This window comes from Microbacterium sp. NPDC055312, from assembly GCF_053645675.1.
Window position 1 is genome coordinate 261937 of the sequence record NZ_JBSHMU010000001.1, and the last position, 22121, is coordinate 284057.

Annotated in this window: 18 protein-coding genes; 15 read left to right on the plus strand and 3 right to left on the minus strand. The window is 69.6% G+C overall.

Annotated elements, in window-relative coordinates; translation table 11 throughout:
• Nucleotides 1–2598 carry an AMP-binding protein gene (locus tag ACWIDW_RS01260; protein WP_454122319.1) on the minus strand — a complete coding sequence of 866 codons (2598 nt, stop codon included), beginning with the start codon at nt 2596–2598 and terminating at the stop codon, nt 1–3.
• Nucleotides 2599–2775: 177 nt separating this feature from the next.
• Here ACWIDW_RS01260 and ACWIDW_RS01265 point away from each other — a divergent pair, with 177 nt between their 5' ends.
• From ACWIDW_RS01265 to ilvC, 7 genes are all read left to right on the plus strand, one after another.
• Entirely contained in the window at nt 2776–3999 is a 1224-nt protein-coding gene (locus ACWIDW_RS01265; protein ID WP_454122320.1) for an MFS transporter, read from the plus strand.
• Between the two features lie 72 nt (nt 4000–4071).
• Nucleotides 4072–5499 (plus strand): alpha,alpha-trehalose-phosphate synthase (UDP-forming), encoded by a 1428-nt coding sequence (locus ACWIDW_RS01270; RefSeq protein WP_454122322.1) that lies wholly within the window; start codon nt 4072–4074, stop codon nt 5497–5499.
• A complete protein-coding gene (gene otsB / locus ACWIDW_RS01275) occupies nt 5496–6293 on the plus strand; it encodes a trehalose-phosphatase (RefSeq protein WP_454122323.1) in 798 nt (265 codons plus the stop codon). The genes ACWIDW_RS01270 and otsB overlap by 4 nt, the downstream gene beginning before the upstream one ends.
• 9 nt (nt 6294–6302) lie before the next feature.
• Nucleotides 6303–8036 (plus strand): dihydroxy-acid dehydratase, encoded by a 1734-nt coding sequence (ilvD, locus tag ACWIDW_RS01280; RefSeq protein ID WP_454122325.1) that lies wholly within the window; start codon nt 6303–6305, stop codon nt 8034–8036.
• Between the two features lie 58 nt (nt 8037–8094).
• Nucleotides 8095–9897 carry an acetolactate synthase large subunit gene (locus ACWIDW_RS01285; RefSeq protein WP_454122327.1) on the plus strand — a complete coding sequence of 601 codons (1803 nt, stop codon included), beginning with the start codon at nt 8095–8097 and terminating at the stop codon, nt 9895–9897.
• Nucleotides 9898–9900: 3 nt separating this feature from the next.
• Nucleotides 9901–10410 carry an acetolactate synthase small subunit gene (ilvN, locus tag ACWIDW_RS01290; RefSeq protein ID WP_313355024.1) on the plus strand — a complete coding sequence of 170 codons (510 nt, stop codon included), beginning with the start codon at nt 9901–9903 and terminating at the stop codon, nt 10408–10410.
• Nucleotides 10411–10488: 78 nt separating this feature from the next.
• Nucleotides 10489–11517, plus strand: coding sequence for a ketol-acid reductoisomerase (ilvC, locus tag ACWIDW_RS01295; RefSeq protein ID WP_454122329.1), 1029 nt, complete (start codon nt 10489–10491; stop codon nt 11515–11517).
• 101 nt (nt 11518–11618) lie between these two features.
• On the opposite strand, the gene ACWIDW_RS01300 is transcribed toward ilvC, so the two are convergent.
• Nucleotides 11619–12497 (minus strand): hypothetical protein, encoded by an 879-nt coding sequence (locus tag ACWIDW_RS01300; RefSeq protein ID WP_454122331.1) that lies wholly within the window; start codon nt 12495–12497, stop codon nt 11619–11621.
• A gap of 120 nt (nt 12498–12617) precedes the next feature.
• On the opposite strand from ACWIDW_RS01300, the gene ACWIDW_RS01305 reads away from it, so the two are divergent.
• The 3 genes from ACWIDW_RS01305 to serA all read left to right on the plus strand — a co-directional run bounded on the left by ACWIDW_RS01305 (nt 12618) and on the right by serA (nt 15205).
• A complete protein-coding gene (locus ACWIDW_RS01305) occupies nt 12618–13100 on the plus strand; it encodes a hypothetical protein (RefSeq protein WP_454122333.1) in 483 nt (160 codons plus the stop codon).
• Complete coding sequence (locus ACWIDW_RS01310) at nt 13097–13444, plus strand: hypothetical protein (RefSeq protein WP_454122335.1); 348 nt, start codon at nt 13097–13099, stop codon at nt 13442–13444. Before ACWIDW_RS01305 ends, ACWIDW_RS01310 begins: the two co-directional genes overlap by 4 nt.
• Nucleotides 13445–13585: 141 nt before the next feature.
• Nucleotides 13586–15205: a phosphoglycerate dehydrogenase gene (gene serA, locus ACWIDW_RS01315; RefSeq protein ID WP_454122337.1), complete on the plus strand. Its 1620-nt coding sequence runs from the start codon at nt 13586–13588 to the stop codon at nt 15203–15205.
• Between the two features lie 342 nt (nt 15206–15547).
• Here the strand turns inward: serA and ACWIDW_RS01320 are convergent, their stop codons facing one another.
• The gene (locus ACWIDW_RS01320) at nt 15548–16117 is read right to left on the minus strand and encodes a TetR/AcrR family transcriptional regulator (protein WP_454122338.1); all 570 of its coding nucleotides are present in this window, start codon (nt 16115–16117) and stop codon (nt 15548–15550) included.
• A gap of 91 nt (nt 16118–16208) precedes the next feature.
• Here ACWIDW_RS01320 and ACWIDW_RS01325 point away from each other — a divergent pair, with 91 nt between their 5' ends.
• From ACWIDW_RS01325 to ACWIDW_RS01345, 5 genes are all read left to right on the plus strand, one after another.
• Nucleotides 16209–17738 (plus strand): MFS transporter, encoded by a 1530-nt coding sequence (locus ACWIDW_RS01325; RefSeq protein WP_454122339.1) that lies wholly within the window; start codon nt 16209–16211, stop codon nt 17736–17738.
• A 92-nt stretch (nt 17739–17830) separates the two neighbouring features.
• Complete coding sequence (locus ACWIDW_RS01330; protein WP_454122341.1) at nt 17831–18880, plus strand: 3-isopropylmalate dehydrogenase; 1050 nt, start codon at nt 17831–17833, stop codon at nt 18878–18880.
• 47 nt (nt 18881–18927) lie between these two features.
• Nucleotides 18928–20031, plus strand: coding sequence for a branched-chain amino acid aminotransferase (locus ACWIDW_RS01335; protein WP_454122343.1), 1104 nt, complete (start codon nt 18928–18930; stop codon nt 20029–20031).
• 51 nt (nt 20032–20082) lie between these two features.
• Nucleotides 20083–20859, plus strand: coding sequence for a fumarylacetoacetate hydrolase family protein (locus ACWIDW_RS01340; protein ID WP_454122344.1), 777 nt, complete (start codon nt 20083–20085; stop codon nt 20857–20859).
• The gene (locus ACWIDW_RS01345; RefSeq protein WP_454122346.1) at nt 20856–22118 is read left to right on the plus strand and encodes an MFS transporter; all 1263 of its coding nucleotides are present in this window, start codon (nt 20856–20858) and stop codon (nt 22116–22118) included. The genes ACWIDW_RS01340 and ACWIDW_RS01345 overlap by 4 nt, the downstream gene beginning before the upstream one ends.
• The last annotated feature ends 3 nt before the right edge of the window (nt 22119–22121 follow it).

Genomic DNA, 22121 nt, shown 5'->3' on the forward strand with positions numbered 1-22121 from the left:
TCAGGCCCGCACGCGCGCGACGACCGATCGCGCGAACCGCTGCCCGCGTCGGTGCACCGACCATGCCATGATGCCGACCGCGAGTGAGAGCAGGGTGCCGACCAGCGGTGCGGTCTGCTCGAACGGCGGATACACCACCCAGTGGGTGAGGTAGATGAACAGCGAGGCGGAAGCGAGGGTGGTGAGCGCCGGGCGCAGCACCACGGGCAGCGGCACCGCGGGCAGCCAGATCAGGGCGAGCACGCCGACGGCCACGATGCCCTCGCGCAGCGGCTCGCCGAAGAACCCGGGCACGAGCGCCGCCGTAAGCAGAGTGGCGACGATCCGACGTCGGGTGTCGTCAGCGCGGGCGACCACCGCACCGAGCGCGATGCACCACAGCACCGTCGCGATCGCGTAGCGCTCGAGGTGCTCGGCGGGCTGTGCGCCGAGCAGCGCGAAGCGCACGACGACGGTGAGACCGAGAGCGGCCATGGCGAACGCCCACGGCGCGCGTCGCTCGAGCCGGTCGACGGCGGGAACGGCGAACACGGCAGCGAGGGCCAGCATGGTCCACACCATCGCCTCGAGGAACCAGAACTGCCACTGCTCGTTCCACACACCGTTCGTCGGCACCGCGTTGTTCACCAGCAGAGCCGTCGTCGGGTGGTACTTGCCGCTGATCAGCCCGACGACGCCGATCCAGAGCACGGCCGGGATGGCCACCTGGCCGAGGGCGGTCAGCAGCCGCCGCGGCCGATCGGATGCCGACGGCGAGAGCGCGAACCGCGCGAGGTTGTACCCGGCGACGACGAGCAGCAGATGCGCGCCGCCCTTCAGCGAGAAGCCGTCGCCGAGGAACAGGTCCGCGTGCGTCCCGACGATGAGCACGATCGCGATGGCTCGCAGCAGCACCGGGGTCTCGATCGCGGCGAGCGCGCGCCGCGGCGAGGAGCGGCGCTGCGGCGCGTCGTCTGCAGCCGCGGGCGACGGGCCGGCAGGCGTCGCAGGCGCCGCGGGCTCTGCCCGTTCCACCATCTCGACGGGGGAGAGAGAAGGCCAGTCGCGGGGGAGAGCCCCGAGCAGCTCTTCGAGCCGCACGGATGCCTCGACATAGCTGAGCGAGTCGCCGCCGAGGGCGGCGAAGCTGTCGTGCTCGGTCGCATCCGCCCGTCCGGTGCACACGGCCAGCGCATCGCGCAGCTCCCCGGGGGTGGCCTCGCCTGACGGCAGGCGGGGAGCGTACGACCTGCGCGCCGCCCTGTGATGAGCGACGAGCGCCGCGTTGTCGGGCTTGCCCGAGGATGTCACCGGGAAGGCATCCACGGTGTGCACGGACACGGCTGCGGGAGGGACGCCGATACGGCGCGACACCTCGTCGCGTGCGCGGCTCACGTCGCGGCCGCTGCGCACGAAGACGAGCAGCTCCTCGCCGTCGGCCGCGGTGCGCGAAAGGATGCCCGATTCGGCGAGCTGCGCCTGCACGACATCGAGATCGATGCGCAGTCCGAAGATCTTCACGAACCTGTTCATCCGCCCGACGATCTCGACGTACCCGTCGTCACGCCACCGCGCCAGGTCGCCGGTGCGCAGCTCGTCGACCGTGCGCCCGAGCGCCAGGTCCGCCGGATCCTCGGCGTAGCCGAGCATGACGTTCGGTCCCGAGTAGACCAGCTCCCCGGACTCGCCGGCGGGGGCGTCGATGCGGAAGGTCCCGCCCGGGATCGCCCGGCCGATCGAGCCGGCCGCGCTCACGGCGTCCGACGGCGGAAGGTACGACATGCGGGCGGTGGCCTCGGTCTGCCCGTACATGGTGAAGAAGTCGAAGCCGCGCTCCCGCCCCGCGAGCGCGAGCCGCCGGACGTGCTCTGCGGGCAGCCTCCCTCCGGCCTGAGTCAGATAGCGGATGCTCGAGGGCAGTCGTTCCACGCCGCCGACGGCGTCGATCAGCTCGAACGTGTACGGCACCCCGGCGATCCCGGTCACGCCCGTCTGCTCTGCCCGATGCCAGAACGACTCGTCAGACACCGACCTGTCGCTCAGCACGATGCTGCCGCCCGCGAGCAGGTGGCTGTTGACGACCGAGAGTCCGTAGCAGTAGTGCAGGGGCAGCGTCGTGATGGCCCGATCGGTCGCATCGAGTCGCAGGTACTCGGCGATGGCCGCGGCATTGGAGAGCAGCGCGTGCGCCGAGATGCGCACCAGTTTCGGTGAACCGGTCGATCCGGAGGTGCTGGCCAGCAGCGCGAGCTCGTCGTGCAGAGTGTGCGCTGTGCCCTCTCGGCGCGGTCTGAGCCCTGATGGGGCGGCGACGACGTCAGGATCGAACCGCTCGATCAGCATCTCCCGGGTGCGCACGGCGGACTCGTCATCACCACCCGGCGCGAGCAGCACCGGATGCCCTCCCGCGAGCGCCCCGAGATAGGCGGCGAGAGCCGGCACGGTGTTCGCCGCCTCCAGAAGGACCAGGCGCCGGGTCGTGCCCAGCTCGTCGCGTACGCGGGCCGCGAGGTCGGCGAGTTCGCCGTACGTGACGTCGCCGTCGTCTGTGCACAGCGCGACGGCGGTGCGGTCACCGCCGATCAGGTCGACGGACGTCGCGGGGGAGAGGGAGGTCACTGCGGGCACTTCTCACTTCGATTGGCAAGGTAAGCCTAACCTACCTGCCACGAGCGTCCCGTCTCGGCGTTACACTGGTCTGCGGGGCGTTCGCCCCGTCCACTGTGTATCCACCGGCCGCCGGCTCCCCGGCGGACAGCGGCGGCACCCGATCCGCGTCGAGGACGCGCGAGAGCCATGACACAGACCTCGATCCCCTCGCCGAGCCTGCTGAGGCTGACCGGCATCCCGTACTTCGTGATCGCGTTCATCGCGCGGCTGCCGTTCGCCATGATGGTCGTCGGCGTGCTGACCATGGTCGTCACCGTCCGAGGCTCGCTGAGCCTCGGCGGGCTGACCTCGGCAGCCGTCGGAATCGGCACGGCACTGGTCGGCCCGTTCCTCGGGGCTGCGGCCGACCGGTGGGGCCAGCGGCCCGTGCTGCTGCTCTGCGGGGTGCTGAACTCCGCGATGCTCGCCGTCTTCGCCCTGATCGTCTACGCGCCGGTGGCCGACCCCATCGTGCTGGCGTCCGCGTTCACCATCGGCGCGACGGCACCCCAGGTCTCGCCCATGTCGCGGTCGAGGCTGGTCACCATCATCGCCGAGCGGATGCCCGAGACGCACCGCGCCCGCACGACCTCGGCCACCATGTCGTACGAGTCGGCCGCCGACGAGACCGTCTTCGTGTTCGGGCCGTTCCTCGTCGGCATCCTCGCCTCGTTCATCGCCCCGTGGGCGCCCATCGCGATCGCGTCGGCGCTGACGCTGCTCTTCGTCGGCGCGTTCGCGCTGCACCCCACCGGACGCCACGTCTCGGTCGAGCGCGGCTCGGACGGCCGTGCGCCGTCTGACGTGCGCGAGCTGTTCCGACCCGCCCTGGTCGTGGTCGTCGTCGGCATCTTCGGGATCGGGCTGTTCTTCGGCACCTCTCTCACTGCGCTGACCTCGTTCACGGCAGACCGGGGCGCGCCCGAGCAGGCCGGGCTGCTGTACGGCGTGATGGGCGTCGGATCCGCCGTGCTCGCACTCGGCGTCGCGTGGCTGCCGCCGCGATTCACGCTGCACGCGCGCTGGATCGTGTTCGCGACGATCCTCGTGGCCGGATCCGTGCTCTTCGCGCTCGCGGAATCGGTGGGCGCGATGATCGCCGCGCTCGCGCTGATGGGTGTCGGGGTCGGGCCGACCATCGTCACCCAGTACAGCCTCGGTGCCGGGCGAAGCCCACTGGGCCGCTCGGCCACGGTGATGACCATGCTCGGCTCGGGCGTCGTCGTCGGCCAGGCCGCTGCGGCAGCCGGAACGGGGGCGATCTCCGAGATCGCCGGCACGCAGGTCGCGCTCGTCCTGCCGCTGGTCGCGGCGGCGATCGTACTGATATCCGGCGTCGTCAATCGTGTGATCAGCCCCGTGCAGCGCTGAGGCGCGCGCGTCAACCCCCGTAGCCGTCGCTGCGGTCATCGATAGCCTGGAGTCTCCGAGCAGAGGAGTCTCATGGTCGCCGCAGAGTTCGTGGTCGTCGCCAACCGCCTTCCCGTCGATCGCATCATCACTCCCGACGGCGAGGAGATCTGGCGCACGTCTCCCGGCGGGCTGGTGGCGGCTCTCGAGCCGATGATGCGCAGCGTCGACGGCGCCTGGGTCGGCTGGGCGGGGCAGGCCGATCTCGTGATCGAGCCGTTCGAGGCCGACGGCATCCGGCTGCTTCCGGTGACCCTGAGCGAGCAGGAGATCCAGGACTACTATGAAGGCTTCTCGAACGACACGATCTGGCCGCTGTACCACGACGTCATCGCTCCGCCGCAGTACCACCGCGAGTGGTGGGAGGCGTACGTCGCCGTCAATCTGCGCTTCGCCGAGGCCGCAGCCGAGGCCGTCGCACAGGGCGGCACCGTCTGGGTGCACGACTACCAGCTGCAGCTCGTGCCCGAGATGGTGCGGGGGCTTCGTCCCGACGTCACCATCGGGTACTTCCATCACATCCCGTTCCCCTCGCACGGGCTCTATGCCCAGCTTCCCTGGCGCGACCAGGTGCTGCGCGGACTGCTGGGCGCCGATGTGATCGGATTCCAGCGGGCGCAGGACGCGGCGAACTTCCTCGCGGCCGCCAAGCGCCGGCTGGGCCACGAGACGAGGGCAACCACCATCACCCTTCCCGACGGGCGGATGCCGCTGGTGAAGGCGTTCCCGATTTCGATCGACACCACCCCGTATCGCGAGCTCGCCCAGCGCCCCGACATCCGCGCCCGAGCGCTCGAGATCCGCGAGGGCCTGGGCAATCCGAAGCACATCCTGCTCGGCGTCGACCGGCTCGACTACACGAAGGGCATCCGGCACCGCATCAAGGCCTACGGCGAGCTGCTCGACCAGGGCCGCATCTCGGTCGAGGACGTCGCCTTCATCCAGGTCGCCAGCCCGAGTCGCGAGCGGGTGGATGCCTACATGCATCTGCGCGACGAGGTGGAGCTGGCGATCGGGCGGATCAACGGCGACCACGACACGCTCGGGCACACGGCCATCCGCTACCTGCACCAGGGGTTCCCGCGCGAGGAGATGGTGGCCATGTACCTCGCCGCCGACGTGATGCTCGTGACCGCCCTGCGCGACGGCATGAACCTCGTCGCCAAGGAGTACGTGGCCACCCGTGCCGACAACCGCGGCGTGCTCGTGCTCAGCGAGTTCACCGGAGCAGCAGACGAGCTGCGGAAGGCGCTGCGGGTCAACCCGCACGACATCGAGGGCCTCAAGGATGCCATCGTCGGGGCGATCGAGATGCCCGGCGCCGAGCAGGGCAAGCGGATGCGCGCGCTGCGCAAGCGCGTGCTCGAGAACGACGTGAACGCGTGGTCGCAATCGTTCCTCCGCGCGCTCGAGCAGGCGGGGCGCAACCGCCACCGTCGACACGAGGGAGCCCACGGATGACCCGCGACTGGGAGCCCGGCCTCGCCGACCCGTCGGTGTCGGCGATCGCGCGCACCGAGACGCTGCTGGTCGCCCTCGACTTCGACGGCACCGCATCCGAGCTCGTCCCCGACCCGATGTCGGCGCGGGCGATCCCGGCGGTGAAGAAAGCCGTCACCGACATCGCGATGCTGCCGCATACGACGGTCGCGTTCATCTCCGGGCGCAGCCTCGTGCACCTGCGCGAGATCGCGGAGCACGACGACGACTCGCCGATCGTGCTGGCCGCATCCCACGGGGCGCAGTACTGGTATCCGGGCCAGGGCGAGGCGGATGCTGAGCCGGGTGACGCCGACAGGATGCTGCGCGACGCGCTGCTCGACGAGCTCGCCCCGCTGCTGAGCGAGTATCCGGGCGTGGAGCTCGAGAGCAAGACGTTCGGGATCGGCATCCACGGACGGCCCGCGAGACCCGAGGTGGAGCGGAAGGCCTTCACCGCGGTCGACGAGGTGTTCGCACGGCGGGCCAGGCACTGGCGCCGCCGCACCGGCGATCGCATCCTCGAGTACTCCTCGCGCGACGAGGGCAAGGACACGGCGATCGCGGTGCTGCGCGCGCACACCGGTGCCACGGGCATCCTGTTCGCCGGCGACGACGTCACCGACGAGGATGCGCTGCGCGTGCTCACCGACGACGATCTCGGCGTGCGCGTCGGCCCGGGGGAGACCGCCGCAACGCTGCGTGTGCGATCGCCACAGCAGATCGCCGAGCTTCTGGAAGTCATCGCGTCGGAACGGGCCACGCGACCCGAATAGACTTCGGTCATGTCCACCCGCGATTCTCAGCCCGGTATGTCGGGCGCCGAGCCAGACATCGACATCAAGCCCCGCAGCCGCGTCGTCACCGACGGCATCGAGGCCACCACCTCCCGCGGCATGCTGCGCGCCGTTGGCATGGGCGACGCCGACTGGGACAAGCCGCAGATCGGCATCGCGTCGAGCTGGAACGAGATCACCCCGTGCAACCTCAGCCTCGACCGGCTGGCGCAGGGCGCCAAGGAAGGCGTGCACTCCGGCGGCGGGTACCCGCTGCAGTTCGGCACCATCTCGGTTTCGGACGGCATCTCGATGGGACACGAGGGCATGCACTTCTCGCTCGTGTCGCGCGAGGTCATCGCCGACTCGGTCGAGACGGTGATCATGGCCGAGCGCCTCGACGGCTCCGTGCTGCTCGCCGGCTGCGACAAGTCGATCCCCGGCATGCTGATGGCCAGCGCGCGCCTGGGCCTGTCGAGCGTGTTCCTGTACGCCGGATCCATCGCCCCGGGCTGGGTGAAGCTCTCGGACGGCACCGAGAAGGACATCACGATCATCGACTCGTTCGAGGGCGTCGGCGCCTGCCGTGCGGGCCGGATGTCGGAAGAGGACCTCAAGCGCATCGAGTGCGCGTTCGCGCCAGGCGAGGGCGCCTGCGGCGGCATGTACACCGCCAACACCATGGCATCCGTCGCTGAGGCGCTCGGGCTGAGCCTGCCCGGCTCCGCCGCACCGCCCGCGGCCGACCGCCGACGAGACTACTTCGCGCACCGCTCGGGTGAAGCCGTCGTGAACCTGCTGCGCCAGGGCATCACGACGAAGGACATCCTCACCAAGGAGTCGTTCGAGAACGCCATCGCACTGGCCATGGCGCTGGGCGGATCGACGAACGTCGTGCTGCACCTGCTGGCCATCGCCAACGAGGCGGGCATCGATCTGTCGCTGCACGACTTCAACCGGATCGGCAGCCGCACCCCGCACGTCGCCGACATGAAGCCGTTCGGCCAGTACGTGATGAACGACGTCGATCGGCACGGCGGCATCCCGGTCATCATGAAGGCGATGCTCGACGAGGGTCTGATCCACGGCGACGCGCTCACGGTGACCGGCAAGACCGTCGCCGAGAATCTGCGCGACCTGAACCCGGATCCCGTCGACGGTGACGTCATCCACACCTTCGACAACCCGATCCATGCATCCGGCGGCATCACGATCCTGCACGGCTCGCTCGCGCCGGAGGGCGCGGTGGTCAAGTCGGCCGGCTTCGACGCCGACGTGTTCGAGGGACCGGCGCGGGTGTTCGAGCGCGAACGCGGCGCGATGGATGCGCTGGCCGCAGGCGAGATCAACGCGGGCGATGTGATCGTGATCCGCTACGAGGGCCCCAAGGGCGGCCCCGGCATGCGCGAGATGCTCGCCATCACGGCGGCCATCAAGGGCGCAGGGCTCGGAAAAGATGTACTACTCTTGACGGACGGACGATTCTCAGGCGGCACAACCGGCCTGTGCATCGGCCACATAGCACCCGAAGCGGTGGACGCTGGTCCCATCGCCTTCGTGCGCGATGGTGATCTGATACGGGTCGATATCGCGGCTCGCTCCCTCGAGCTACTCGTCGAGGACGCTGAGCTGAGCTCCCGGCGGGAAGGCTGGGAGCCTCTTCCCCCGCGCTATACCCGTGGCGTCCTCGCCAAGTACTCCCGTCTCGTGCGCTCTGCCGCGCAGGGCGCGGTGACTGGCTGACCCTTCGACAGGCTCAGGGACCCGACGCCCAGAGCGTATGAGACACCAAGGATGCGAAATGACTGCTGAATCCGCGCCCGCCGTGCCGCGGCCGCCCGCACGCCCGTCCACCACGCCCGAGATCTCCGGCGCCGAGGCGGTCGTCCGCTCGCTCGAGAAGCTCGGCGTCACCGACGTGTTCGGGATTCCCGGCGGTGCGATCATGCCCGTCTACGACCCGCTCATGGACGCTTCGGGGCTGCGCCACGTGCTCGTGCGCCACGAGCAGGGCGCCGGCCACGCCGCCGAGGGCTACGCCGCCGCGACCGGCAAGGTCGGCGTCTGCATCGCCACCTCCGGCCCCGGCGCGACGAACCTCGTCACCGCGATCGCCGACGCGTACATGGACTCGGTGCCGATGGTCGCGATCACCGGTCAGGTGTTCTCGACCCTGATGGGCACCGACGCCTTCCAGGAGGCCGACATCGTCGGCATCACCATGCCGGTGACGAAGCACTCCTTCCTCGTCAAGAGGGCGGAGGACATCCCCGGTGCCATCGCCGCCGCGTTCGAGGTCGCCTCGACCGGCCGCCCCGGCCCGGTGCTCGTCGACATCACGAAGGATGCGCAGCAGCAGTCCGCGCCGTTCGTGTGGCCGCCGCGGATAGACCTGCCCGGATACCGCCCCGTCACGAAGGCGCACGGCAAGCAGATCCAGGCCGCCGCCGTGCTGCTCGCAGAGTCGAAGAAGCCCGTGCTGTACGTCGGCGGCGGCGTGATCCGCGCGCACGCCTCGGCCGAGCTGCTGACGCTCGCCGAGTCGACCGGCGCCCCGGTGGTGACCACCCTGATGGCCCGCGGCGCGTTCCCCGACTCGCACCCGCAGCACCTCGGGATGCCCGGCATGCACGGCACCGTCCCGGCGGTGCTCGCCCTGCAGGAGTCCGACCTCATCGTCTCGCTCGGTGCGCGCTTCGACGACCGCGTGACCGGCAAGGCGGCACTGTTCGCCCCGAACGCGAAGATCGTGCACGTCGACATCGACCCGGCCGAGATCTCGAAGATCCGCACCGCAGACGTGCCGATCGTCGGCGACGTGCGCGATGTGCTCGTCGACCTCGACACCGCCTTCCGCGGCACGATCGGCGGCGGCAAGCCCGACACCGAGGAGTGGTGGTCGTACCTCGACGGATTGAAGTCGGAGTTCCCGCTCGGGTACGCCCAGCCGGACGACGGCCTGATGTCGCCGCAGTACGTCATCCAGCGCATCGGCGAGCTCACCGGGCCCGAGGCGATCTACGCCTCCGGCGTCGGACAGCACCAGATGTGGGCGGCGCAGTTCATCAAGTACGAGCGCCCGAACTCGTGGCTGAACTCCGGCGGCGCGGGAACCATGGGCTACTCGGTGCCCGCCGCGATGGGCGCCAAGGTCGCCGAACCCGACCGCGTGGTGTGGGCGATCGACGGCGACGGATGCTTCCAGATGACCAACCAGGAGCTCGCGACCTGCGTCATCAACGACATCCCGATCAAGGTAGCGATCATCAACAACTCCTCGCTGGGCATGGTGCGTCAGTGGCAGACGCTGTTCTACGACGGACGCCACTCGAACACCGACCTGAACACCGGACACGGCACGGTGCGCATCCCCGACTTCGTCAAGCTCGCCGAGGCGTACGGCTGCCTCGCCCTGCGCGTCGAGAAGGAGGAGGACGTGGATGCTGCGATCCAGACCGCTCTGGAGACCAACGACCGCCCGGTCGTGATCGACTTCGTCGTGAGCGCCGACGCGATGGTGTGGCCGATGGTGCCGCAGGGTGTCAGCAACAGCTACGTCCAGTACGCGCGCGACCACGCCCCGGCATTCGATGAGGAGATCTGAGCCATGTCCACACACGTGCTGAGCCTTCTCGTCGAGGACACCCCGGGCATCCTGACCCGCGTCGCCGGACTGTTCGCCCGCCGCGGCTTCAACATCCACTCCCTCGCCGTCGGCGTGACCGAGGTCGCGGGGATCTCCCGCATCACGGTCGTCGTCGACGTCGACGCCCTGCCGCTCGAGCAGGTCACCAAGCAGCTGAACAAGCTGATCAACGTGATCAAGATCGTCGAGCTCGAGCCGTCGACCTCGGTGCAGCGCGAGCACATGCTCATCAAGGTGCGCACCGACAACAACACGCGGTCGAACGTGCTCGAGATCGTGAACCTGTTCCGCGCGTCGATCGTCGATTACGCACCGGATGCCGTGGTCGTCGAGGTCACCGGCGATCAGGGCAAGGTGCAGGCGTTGCTGCGCGCGCTCGAGCCCTTCGGCATCAAGGAGCTCGCCCAGTCGGGCCTGCTCGCCATCGGCCGCGGTGGCAAGAGCATCACCGAGCGCGTCATGCGCGGCTGACTCTCAGACGATACGAACTTCTGGGTTCCTGAGCCTGTCGACGGGCCCGTTCAACCACTAGCAAGGAGAAACAACACCGTGAGCACCGAGATCTTCTACGACGCAGACGCCGACCTCTCGATCATCCAGGGCAAGAAGGTCGCCATCGTCGGCTATGGCTCGCAGGGCCACGCCCACGCCATGAACCTTCGCGACTCGGGCGTCGAGGTCACCATCGCCCTCAAGGAGGGCTCGAAGTCGATCGCCAAGGCGGAGGAGGCGGGCTTCCCCGTCAAGAACGTCGCCGACGCCGCCGAGTGGGCCGACGTCATCATGATCCTCGCGCCGGACCAGCACCAGCGCACGATCTACAACGAGTCGATCAAGGACAAGCTGACCGCGGGCAAGGCCCTCGCCTTCGCGCACGGCTTCAACATCCGCTACGGCTACATCGACGCTCCCGAGGGCGTCGACGTGATCCTCATCGCCCCCAAGGCCCCGGGTCACACCGTTCGTCGCGAGTTCGTCGCCGGCCGTGGCATCCCCGACATCATCGCCGTCGAGCGCGACGCGTCGGGCAAGGCGTGGGACCTCGCCCTGTCGTACGCGAAGGCGATCGGCGGCACCCGTGCCGGCGTGATCAAGACGACCTTCACCGAAGAGACCGAGACCGATCTGTTCGGCGAGCAGGCCGTGCTCTGCGGTGGCATGAGCCACCTCGTGCAGGCCGGCTTCGAGACGCTGGTCGAGGCGGGCTACCAGCCGCAGATCGCCTACTTCGAGGTGCTGCACGAGCTCAAGCTCATCGTCGACCTGATGTGGGAGGGCGGCATCGCCAAGCAGCGCTGGTCGATCTCCGACACCGCCGAGTTCGGCGACTACGTCTCGGGCCCCCGCGTGATCGACGCCGGTGTCAAGGAGCGCATGCAGGGCGTGCTCGCCGACATCCAGTCAGGCGCGTTCGCCAAGCGCTTCATCGAGGACCAGGACAACGGCGCCGAGGAGTTCCTCGCCCTTCGCGAGAAGGAGCAGGGTCACCCCATCGAGGCGACCGGCAAGGAGCTGCGCTCGCTGTTCGCCTGGAAGTCGCAGGACGAGGACTACGTCGAGGGCAGCGCCGCGCGCTGATCCGACTCGTGCAGTGGAGGCATCCGGTTCGCCGGGTGCCTCCCTTTCTTTCTGCGGCCGGGCTCTTCTGCATCCGGGCCCTTCTGCGCCTGCGCTCGGGGTCAGCCCTCGGCCGGGGCGTCCTCGACCACGATCGGCGGGGTGTCGTCCTGGGCCCACACCGGCGCGGGCAGCGTCACCGTTTCGCCGTCGCGGATCCGGCGCAGGGCGCCGGCGATCTCGTCGGCATTGGACGGCACGGGCAGCGCGCACGTGCGCAGCTCGGAGGCGAACTCGAGCGTCAGCCGGGTCTTGCCGGCTTCCACTGCGTCGGCCGTCGTGCCGTACCTGATCTCGCTGCCGGTCTGGATGTCGGGGACCTGATCGCACACGTGGTACACCTTGCCGCCGTCGACCCAGGTCACCTCGTCCTTGCCGAGCAGCTGGATGACCGTCGACTGGTCGGCGGTGTACTGCTCGACGGAGGCCGGGTTCGTGTCGACCCCGACGATCGTCGCGATGACGGCGAGGATGATGCCGACGGCGCCGGCGATCGACTTCTGCCGCCCGTCCATGTCCTTGTTCAGGAAGATCATGACGATCAGGGGCAGGAAGGCGACCACGGCGATGATGGCTCCGAGCTGGTTCTGCACGAAGAAGCGCACGGTGTCGGATCTCTTCGCCGGATCCAGACGGTTCGCCTTCTTCCACAGGATCGAGCCCCCGATCGCGAGAGCGGCGATGACCACGAGCAGCACGAGCAGGGTGATGAACGCCCACTGCGGGAACACCGACTCGCCGCCGCCCGCGACGAGCAGCCCGCTCTCCGGATCGCGCTGGAGCTCACCGTCGCCGCCGGTCGTCTCGCGCTGGCGCAGCAGCCAGAAGATCGCGACGGCCTCTGCGGCGATGGCGATCGCCCAGAGCACAGCGGCGATCACACGCAGCGTCGTGGACTTCCGCTTGGCGTCGGCCGTCGGCCGCCACGTGTGCTCAGCCACATCGCTCCCATCGCGCGGCGTGGGGACTCGCCCGCTGTCGTCTGTCACGATCGTCCTCCCGGATGCTGTGTGAGCATGAGCCTAGTGGGCGGCGCGGACCGGCGTGGGTACGCTGGAGGGATGAATCCCGACCCCGAGGATGACGCTCTCAGCTGGGAGGGTGACGACGCGCTCGAGGCGCGCCGCCCCGAGCCGCGCCGCGCACCGACCCCCGCCGTCGAACGTGACGCCGAGGTCGCATCCGCGACCGTCGACTCCGGCCGCACCCGCGCCGACGGCGGTGATGCCGCCGACGAGCCCGAGGGGATCGGCACCGCGACTCTCGTGCTGCTCGGCATCTTCGGCGGGGTGTACCTGCTGTACACGATCGGCTGGGTGATCGGGGGCGTGGGGATGCAGGCGAAGGCGATGTTCATGCTGCCGGCCCCGCTGTACCTCGCGAGCATGTGGATCGCCGTGCTCGCTCCCGCCCTGTGGTTCACGGCCACGCTCATGATGACCCGCGGAGGCAGGGACTGGGTGCGCATCAGCGCCCTGGTGGTCGGTGCCGCCCTGCTCGTGCCGTGGCCGTTCGTCGTCGCCGGGGGAGGGGGAGTGCTGTGAGTGAGAGCACTTCGGCCGCCGCGTCGACGGCATCCGGTCTGGTCAGCGCTGTGCGCTGGTTCGCCACCGGCATCCTGGGTCTCGCCTACGCATTCGTCATCTGGAATGCGACCTTCTACCTGATCGAGATGGCGCAGGCGGGCATCAGCGGGTACGGCTGGACTCTGCTGGTGATGCCGGTGATCGTGCCGATGATCGTGTTCACGGTCGCGCTGCTGCTCACCCGTCGTCGCCCACTCGGCATGTTCATCGTCGTCATGCTCGCGGGGCTCGGCCTCAGCGCGGTGTTCTGGCTCGACACGCTGAGCTTCGCGCTGCGCAACGGCGCATCGCTGCTCAGCTGAGCCGCGGCATCCCGCGCGCCGTCTCGGGCCGTCACACGGTCGGGCGCGCTGCCCGCGCTGAGGTAAAGTGTGTCGCGATCGCGCCCCGACGGCGTGCGGCGCATCGGCTGACCATCGCTCGTCCTGCCCCGAAGGATATCTGTGCCGAACAACACCGCCACCAAGCCCGTCGTCCTGCTCGCAGAGGTGCTCTCGCCCGCGACGATCGAGGCGCTCGGGCCCGACTTCGACGTGCGCGAGGTCGATGGAACCGATCGTGAGGCGCTGTTCGCGGCTCTCGCCGACGCCGACGCCGTGCTGGTGCGCTCCGCCACGCGCATCGACGCCGAGGCGCTCGCTCACGCGCCGAAGCTGAAGGTCGTCGCCCGGGCCGGTGTCGGGCTCGACAACGTCGACATCAAGGCGGCCACCGCCGCGGGCGTGATGGTCGTGAACGCCCCGACCTCGAACATCGTCTCGGCCGCCGAGCTCACCGTCGGGCACATCCTGAGTCTCGCCCGTCGCATCCCCGCGGCGCACGCCTCGCTGTCGAGCGGTGCGTGGAAGCGCAGCTCATTCACCGGCGCCGAGCTGTTCGAGAAGACGGTCGGCATCATCGGCCTCGGTCGCATCGGCGCGCTCGTCGCGGCGCGTCTGAACGCCTTCGACATGCGCGTCATCGCCTACGACCCCTACGTCACCAGCGCCCGTGCCCAGCAGCTGGGCGTGCAGCTGGTCACGCTCGACGAGCTGATCGCCGAGTCGGACTTCGTCACCATCCACATGCCGAAGACGCCGGAGACGACCGGCATGATCGCGGCCGAGCAGTTCGCGGCCATGAAGCCGACCGCCTTCGTCGTCAACGTCGCGCGCGGTGGCCTGATCGACGAGGGCGACCTGCATGAGGCGCTCGTCGCGGGCGAGATCGCCGGCGCCGGCCTCGACGTGTTCACCTCCGAGCCTCCGGCCGAGGGCAGCACCGCCCAGGCGCTGCTCGGCCTGTCCAACGTCGTCGTCACCCCGCACCTCGGCGCCAGCACCGATGAGGCGCAGGAGAAGGCCGGCGTCTCGGTCGCCCGCTCGGTGCGGCTCGCGCTCGGCGGCGACCTCGTGCCCGACGCCGTCAACGTCGCCGGCGGCGTCATCGATCCGTACGTGCGTCCGGGCATCCCGCTGGTCGAGAAGCTCGGTCAGATCTTCTCGGCACTCGCCCAGGCGCCGATCACCAGCCTCGATGTCGAGGTGCACGGTGAGCTCAACAACTACGACGTCAGCGTGCTGCGCCTCGCCGCGCTCAAGGGCGTCTTCACCAACATCGTCAGCGAGACGGTGTCGTATGTGAACGCGCCGCTGCTCGCCGAGCAGCGCGGCATCGCCGTGCGCCTGCTGCAGGACGAGATCAGCGAGGAGTACCGCAACGTCATCACGCTGCGCGGGGCCCTCTCCGACGGCTCGCAGCTGGCCGTATCGGGCACCCTCACCGGCCCGAAGCAGATCGAGAAGCTCGTGTCGATCAACGAGCACGCGATCGAGCTGCCCATCGAGAAGCATCACGTCGTGATGCTGTACACGGACCGCCCCGGCATCGTCGCGGTCTACGGCCAGAAGTTCGGCGACGCCGGCATCAACATCGCCGGCATGCAGATCGCGCGTCAGGCCGCCGGCGCGCAGGCGCTCAGCGTTCTGACGCTGGACTCGCCCGTCTCGGACGACCTTCTCGAGGATGTCAGCGCGGCGATCGACGCCGACCTGTTCCGCCAGATCGAGATCGCCGAGGTCTGACCCCTCCCTCCGCTGCACCGACGCGGCGCCTCGCCCGTCGGTGGTCTCATCCTGTCGCGGGAGCCGGATGCCGGTCATGCGCGGGCGGTAGCGGGCATGTGGCCCCCGGCTTGCGCAGTGGGTGGCGGAGACATCCCGGCATGTGGTCCGGGAGCCGAAAGCCGGTTATGCGGGCGCGGTAGCGGACATGTGGCTCCCGGGCTCACGGCGGCGGACGCGAGCGAGCCACGCGGCACCCGGTCCGGGAGCCGGATGCCGGTATGCGCAGGCGACAGCCGACATCTGGCTCCCCGGGTCACTGAGACCAGCGCAGCATCGCAGCACGCGACGCGGGTTCCGGGTTCACCCCGGGGCCCGCGTCGTCGCATCCACCACCAGTTCGATCAGCCGATCGAGGGCTGCGCCGGTCGGCACGAACTCGCTCAGCGCGTTCTGCTCGTCTCCCGGTTCGGCCAGAGAGTTGTTGAAGTAGAGACCGTCGCTGAGCAGCATGACCAGGTCGAGCGCGGTCTCGTCGCGCACGTGCGGTCGGATGGCATCGGCCCAGCGCATCCGCACGTCGCGCAGGGCTCGGGATGCCGCGGCGGAGCCACCTTGCGCGAGCCGGCTCGTCGCGATCAGAGCGCGGTCGAGGTCATCGTCCTCCATGACCGACGTGCGCACGTAGTAGGCGATGACGCCGTCTTCGGCGGCGGCCATCCGCTCGAGGTCATCGTCGGTCAGCGCGGCCAGGCGTGCGACCAGCCCCGCGGCGAGGTCGTCCTTCGACGCGAAGTGGTAGAGCAGCCCGCCCTTCGACACCCCGGCTTCGCGGGCGACCGCCTCGAGGGTCGCGGCCCGCTCGCCCTCGGCGATGAGGATGCTCTGATAGGCGTCGAGCACGCGTTCGCGAGCAAGCGGGGGACGTGACATCGAGGACTCCAGACGATCGGGCTTCTGTGTTACTGTACCATCCGGACGGTTCAGAAACGCGACTGATCCAGACACAGAAGAGGTGCCATCCATGTCCGTCACAGCCCCGATCCGGCTGACCCGCGAAGACGGCCCACGCGTGGGCGCGCGGGGGTGGGCTGCCCTAGCCGTGCTGATGCTGCCCGTGCTGCTGGTCTCGGTCGACAACACCGTGCTCAGCTTCGCCCTGCCAGAGATCTCGCTCGCCCTGCGCCCGACGGGCGCCGAGCAGCTCTGGGTGATCGACGCCTACTCCCTCGTGCTCGCGGGCCTGCTCGTCACCATGGGCGTCATGGGCGACCGGTTCGGCCGACGCCGGATGCTGTTCATCGGCGCCACCGGCTTCGCGGTCGTCTCCGTGCTCGCGGCCTTCGCGCCGACGGCGGGGCTGCTCATCGCGGCACGCGCGGCGCTCGGCTTCTTCGGCGCCATGCTGATGCCGTCGACGCTGTCGCTGCTGCGCTCGATCTTCCCGAATCGCGACCAGCGCAGGCTCGCGATAGCGATCTGGGCTTCGGGATTCTCGGCGGGATCCGCGCTGGGACCCGTCGTCGGGGGATTCCTGCTCGAGCACTTCGCCTGGGGCTCGGTGTTCCTCATCGCGGTGCCGATGCTCATCCCGCTGCTCATCGGCGGCTTCTGGCTGCTGCCCGAGAGCCGCGACCCGAATCCCGGGCGCATCGATCCGATCGGCATCCTGCTGTCGATGGCGGCCATGATCCCCGTCGTCTACGCCATCAAGTCGTTCGCCGTCGACGGGCCGACGATCGGCGCTGCTGCCCTCGTGCTCATCGGCTTCGTGATGGGCTGGCTGTTCGTGCGTCGCCAGCTGCGTGCCGAGACGCCCATGCTCGACATGAGCCTGTTCCGGCGCGGCGGCTTCAGCGGCGCGATCCTCGTGAACCTGCTCAGCGTGATCGCGCTCGTGGGATTCCTCTACTTCGTCCCTCAGCAGCTGCAGCTCGTGCTCGGGCTCTCGCCGATGGTGGCCGGCCTCGCGCTGGTGCCAGGCATGGCGGCCATGATCGTCGCAGGGCTCAGCGTGGTGCCGATCTCGCGTCGTGTGCCGCCGCACATCGTGGTCCCCGCCGGCCTGCTGCTGTCGGTCGGCGGATACGTCATCGTCGCGTTCACCGCGCAGTGGAACAGCGTCGCCTGGCTGATCGCGGCGTTCGTCGTGCTCGGGATCGGGATCGGTGCCGCGGAGACCATCTCGAACGAGCTGATCCTCGCGCACGCTCCGCCCGAGAAGGCAGGTGCGGCCAGCGCTGTCTCCGAGACGGCGTACGAGCTCGGGGCGGTGCTCGGCACCGCCGTGCTGGGCGGCATCATCACCGCCTTCTACCGGGGCGCGCTCACGATCCCCGACGGCGTGCCGGAAGCATCCGCGGCCCAGGCCCGCGAGACCCTCGCCGGCGCGTACGCGGCCGCGCAGGATCTGCCGGCGGCGCAGGCGGATGCCCTGTGGCGGGCCGCAGCGCATGCCTTCGACTCCGGCATCGTGACGACCTCTCTCATCGGTGCGCTGCTGGTGGCGTCCGCCGTCGTCGTCGCCGCGACCACCCTGCGTCCGACGCGCTGACATCCGGCGTGGCGGCCGCACGGGCGCCGCTACGCTGGAGGCAGTGTCCGCGACGACCCGCGCCGCGGACGAGCCATGCCTCAAGGAGACCCATGTCGCGCGTCGTGAAGCTGGCCGTCATCCCCGGTGACGGCATCGGACGAGAGGTCATCGCCGAGGCTGAGCGCGTGCTCGACGCGGTCACCGCCGGCGGCGAGGTGACATTCGAGAAGACGCCGTTCTCGCTCGGCGCAGACCGGTATCTCGCGACCGGCGACACCCTCACCGACGAGGATCTGGAAGCCATCCGCGCGCACGACGCGATCCTGCTCGGCGCCGTCGGAGGCACGCCGGGCGATGAGCGCCTGAAGGATGCCAACATCGAGCGCGGCCTGCTTCTGAAGCTGCGCTTCGAGCTCGATCACTACGTGAACCTGCGCCCCTCGAAGCTGCTCCCCGGAGCATCCGGCCCGCTGGCGAATCCCGGCGACATCGACTTCGTCGTCGTGCGGGAGGGCACCGAAGGACCCTATGTCGGCAACGGCGGCGCGATCCGCAAGGGCACGCCGCACGAGGTCGCGAACGAGACGAGCGTCAACACGGCGTTCGGCGTCGAGCGCGTCGTCCGCTACGCGTTCGAGCTCGCCGAGCGGCGACGCAAGAAGCTCACCCTCGTGCACAAGACCAACGTGCTGGTGCACGCGGGTGCGATCTGGAAGCGGATCGTCGATCAGGTGGCATCCGAGCATCCCGACGTCACCGTCGACTACCTGCACGTCGATGCAGCCACCATCTTCCTCGTGACCGACCCGGCACGATTCGACGTGATCGTCACCGACAACCTCTTCGGCGACATCCTCACCGACCTCGCCGGTGCCGTCACCGGCGGTATCGGACTCGCCGCCTCCGGCAACATCAACCCCGACGGCGCGTTCCCCTCGATGTTCGAGCCCGTGCACGGCTCGGCGCCCGACATCGCCGGACAGCAGAAGGCCGACCCGACCGCAGCGATCCTGTCGGTCGCCCTGCTGCTCGACCACCTCGGCCTGCGCGACGAATCCGCGCGGGTGCAGCAGGCGGTCGAAGCCGACATCGCCAGCCGCGACGGCGCCCGCACCACCGCCGAGACGGGCGACGCGATCATCGCCCGTCTGCAGGCGTAGTCTGAGAGCACGCGCGCATCGCCGCCGCATCCCGACAGAGGACAGACATGACCGACACCGCCACCACGGCCAGCTCCGACACCGCTGAGCTCACGTTCGCCGTGACGAAGAACCTCGCAGCCAAGAGCCCCGCGCAGCGCGAGGAGATCCTGCAGAACCCCGGCTTCGGCACGAACTTCACCGACCACATGGTCGACATCTGCTGGTCGGAGAAGGGTGGCTGGCACCGTCCGCGCGTGCAGCCCTACGGCCCGATCTCGCTTGACCCGGCAGCCGCCGTGCTGCACTACGGGCAGGAGATCTTCGAGGGCATCAAGGCGTACCGCCACGCCGACGGCTCGGTGCACACGTTCCGGCCCGACCGCAATGCCGAGCGGCTGCGCCGCAGCGCCCGTCGCCTCGCACTGCCCGAACTGCCCACCGAGTACTTCGTGCAGTCGATCCGCGAGCTCATCGCCGTCGACGGCGCCTGGGTGCCCTCCGGCGTCGACCAGAGCCTGTACCTGCGACCGTTCATGTTCGCCAAGGAGGCGTTCCTCGGCGTGCGTCCCGCGAAGAAGGTGGCGTACTACCTGATCGCGTCGCCCGCCGGCGCCTACTTCACGGGTGGCGTGAAGCCGGTGCGCATCTGGCTGTCGAAGACCTACGCCCGCGCGGGCAAGGGCGGCACGGGCGCCGCCAAGACCGGCGGCAACTACGCCTCCAGCCTCCTGCCCCAGGCTGAGGCCTCGGCGAAGGGCTGCGACCAGGTCGTCTTCCTCGATCAGGACGGCAACGTCGAAGAGCTCGGCGGCATGAACGTCGTCTTCGTCTACAAGGATGGCCGCGTCGTCACGCCCCAGTCGGACAGCATCCTCGAGGGCATCACGCGCGACTCGCTGCTGCAGCTCGCCGAGGACCGCGGGCTGACGGTCGAGCGTCGTGCCGTCTCGCTCGACGAGTGGCGCCAGGGCGTGGCATCCGGCGACATCGTCGAGGTGTTCGCGTGCGGCACGGCCGCCGTGGTCACGCCCATCGGCGCTCTCGTGTCGGACGACTTCGAAGACGAGCAGCCCCTTGGCGAGCTGGCGCTGTCGCTGCGCGAGGAGCTGACCGACATCCAGTACGGCCGCCGCGACGACAAGCACGGCTGGCTGGTGCGGGTCGACTGACGTTCCGCCGCCTTCTTTCAGGGGCGAGAGGGGCGGGGATAGGCTGACGGGGTGAAGATCGCGCGTTTCAGTCACAACGACGGCATCCGGTACGGCATCCTCGACGAGAGCGAGATCGTCGTGCTCGACGGCGACCCCATGTTCGCCGGCTACCAGCCGACGGGGGAGCGCGTGCCTGTGGCCGACGTCGCCCTGCTCGCCCCGGTGATCCCGCGCTCGAAGGTCGTCTGCGTCGGCCGCAACTACCACGACCACGCCGCGGAGTTCGGCAACGTCGCCCCCGAGGAGCCGCTGCTCTTCCTCAAGCCCAACACCGCCGTCGTCGGCCCCGGCGACAGCATCGTGCGCCCGGCGATCTCGGAGCGCACCGAGTTCGAGGGCGAGCTCGTCGCGGTCATCGGCCGCATCGCCAAGAACGTCAGCGCCGAGAACGCGCTCGACTACGTCTTCGGCTACACGATCGGCAACGACGTGACCGCGCGCGACCTGCAGCGCAAGGACGGCCAGTGGACCCGCGGCAAGGGCTTCGACACGTTCTGCCCGCTGGGCCCGATCATCGAGACCGAGTTCGACCCGTCGGTCGCACGGCTCGAGACCCGTGTGAACTCAGAGACCCGCCAGCAGGCTCCCCTGACCGACATGATCCACTCGGTCGCCGACATCATCGCGTACGCCTCCGCCGCATTCACCCTGTTGCCGGGCGACGTGATCATGACCGGCACCCCTGCGGGCGTCGGCGAGATCGTCGCCGGCGACACCGTCGAGATCGAGATCAGCGGGATCGGCGTGCTGCGCAATCCCGTGCGCGACACCGTGCCAGCCGCGTGAGCGCGGTGAGCACTTCGCCGCTCGAAGACCTCCGCGCCGTGCAGCGCCGCACCGTCGGCGTGCTCGCCGCCGGGCAGGTGCTCGGCGGCATCGCGTTCGGTGCGACGGTCTCGCTCGGCGCGCTGCTCGCCGCCGACCTCTCGGGCGACGACGCGCTCTCGGGCCTGGCGACCGCCTCGGTCACGCTGGGCGCTGCGGCCTTCGCCATCCCTCTGGCGCGGTTCGCCGCGCGCCGCGGACGCCGCATGTCTCTGACCGCCGGCAACCTGCTCGCGCTCGTCGGCATCGGGATCGTGATCACCTCGGCAGCGCTGCGCGTGTTCCCGCTGCTGCTGGTCGGCATCATCATGATCGGCATGGGCAATGCCGGCAACCTGCAGTCGCGCTTCGCCGCCACCGACCTCGCTGATCCCGCGCACCGCGGCCGCGATCTGTCGATCGTCGTCTGGTCGACCACGGTCGGCGGGGTGACGGGACCGCTGCTGCTGCCGATCGGCGAAGAAGTCGGCGCGCTGATCGGGATGCCGCCGCTCACCGGCTCGTACCTCTTCTCGCTCGTCGCGCAGGCGGCGGCGCTCGTACTGTACGTCATCGCGCTGCGACCCGATCCGCTGCTGACCGCCCTGCGCCTGGCCGGATCATCGGCGAAGGGTGCGGTGCTCGGCGCCGACATCGACCGTCCGGTCGTCGCCCGCTACGCGATCTTCGCCGTGTCGGGCTCCCATGCCGTGATGGCGTCCGTCATGGCGATGACGCCCATTCACCTCAAGCACATGGCGCACAGCGGCGGGCACGGCGGCGTTCAGGAGGTCACGCTGCTGGTCGGCGTGACGATCGCGCTGCACGTGGCCGGCATGTACGGTCTGTCGCCGCTGTTCGGGATCCTTGCTGACAGGTGGGGCCGCATCCGGGTGGTGCTGCTCGGGCAGGGTGTGCTCACTGCCTCTCTGCTCACCGCCATCTTCGCCGGAGAGCATCCGGCGGGCGTCATGATCGCGCTAATCCTGCTCGGCCTCGGCTGGAGCGCGGCGACGGTCGCCGGGGCAGCGCTGCTCACCGAATCGTCGACCGTGCTCATGCGCCCGCGCCGCCAGGGCGTCAGCGACTCGCTGATGAGCCTCACCGCAGCCGTCGGCGCCGCCGGGGCGGGCATCGTGCTCACGCAGTTCGGGTACGCCGGGCTCGCCGCGGTCGCGCTCGTTCTCGTCATCGCGATCACCGCGCTCTCGCCCTTCGGGCGCATTCGCGAGACGGCATGACAC

What these genes read in the sequence shown, in the direction of transcription:
- ACWIDW_RS01320 (WP_454122338.1), bottom strand. Translation starts at nt 16,117, where the DNA reads ATGTCACGTCCCCCGCTTGCTCGCGAACGCGTGCTCGACGCCTATCAG.
- ACWIDW_RS01335 (WP_454122343.1), top strand. Translation starts at nt 18,928, where the DNA reads ATGACCGACACCGCCACCACGGCCAGCTCCGACACCGCTGAGCTCACG.
- ACWIDW_RS01325 (WP_454122339.1), top strand. Translation starts at nt 16,209, where the DNA reads ATGTCCGTCACAGCCCCGATCCGGCTGACCCGCGAAGACGGCCCACGC.
- ilvN (WP_313355024.1), top strand. Translation starts at nt 9,901, where the DNA reads ATGTCCACACACGTGCTGAGCCTTCTCGTCGAGGACACCCCGGGCATC.
- ACWIDW_RS01305 (WP_454122333.1), top strand. Translation starts at nt 12,618, where the DNA reads ATGAATCCCGACCCCGAGGATGACGCTCTCAGCTGGGAGGGTGACGAC.
- ACWIDW_RS01270 (WP_454122322.1), top strand. Translation starts at nt 4,072, where the DNA reads ATGGTCGCCGCAGAGTTCGTGGTCGTCGCCAACCGCCTTCCCGTCGAT.
- ACWIDW_RS01285 (WP_454122327.1), top strand. Translation starts at nt 8,095, where the DNA reads ATGACTGCTGAATCCGCGCCCGCCGTGCCGCGGCCGCCCGCACGCCCG.
- ilvD (WP_454122325.1), top strand. Translation starts at nt 6,303, where the DNA reads ATGTCCACCCGCGATTCTCAGCCCGGTATGTCGGGCGCCGAGCCAGAC.
- otsB (WP_454122323.1), top strand. Translation starts at nt 5,496, where the DNA reads ATGACCCGCGACTGGGAGCCCGGCCTCGCCGACCCGTCGGTGTCGGCG.
- ACWIDW_RS01265 (WP_454122320.1), top strand. Translation starts at nt 2,776, where the DNA reads ATGACACAGACCTCGATCCCCTCGCCGAGCCTGCTGAGGCTGACCGGC.
- ACWIDW_RS01330 (WP_454122341.1), top strand. Translation starts at nt 17,831, where the DNA reads ATGTCGCGCGTCGTGAAGCTGGCCGTCATCCCCGGTGACGGCATCGGA.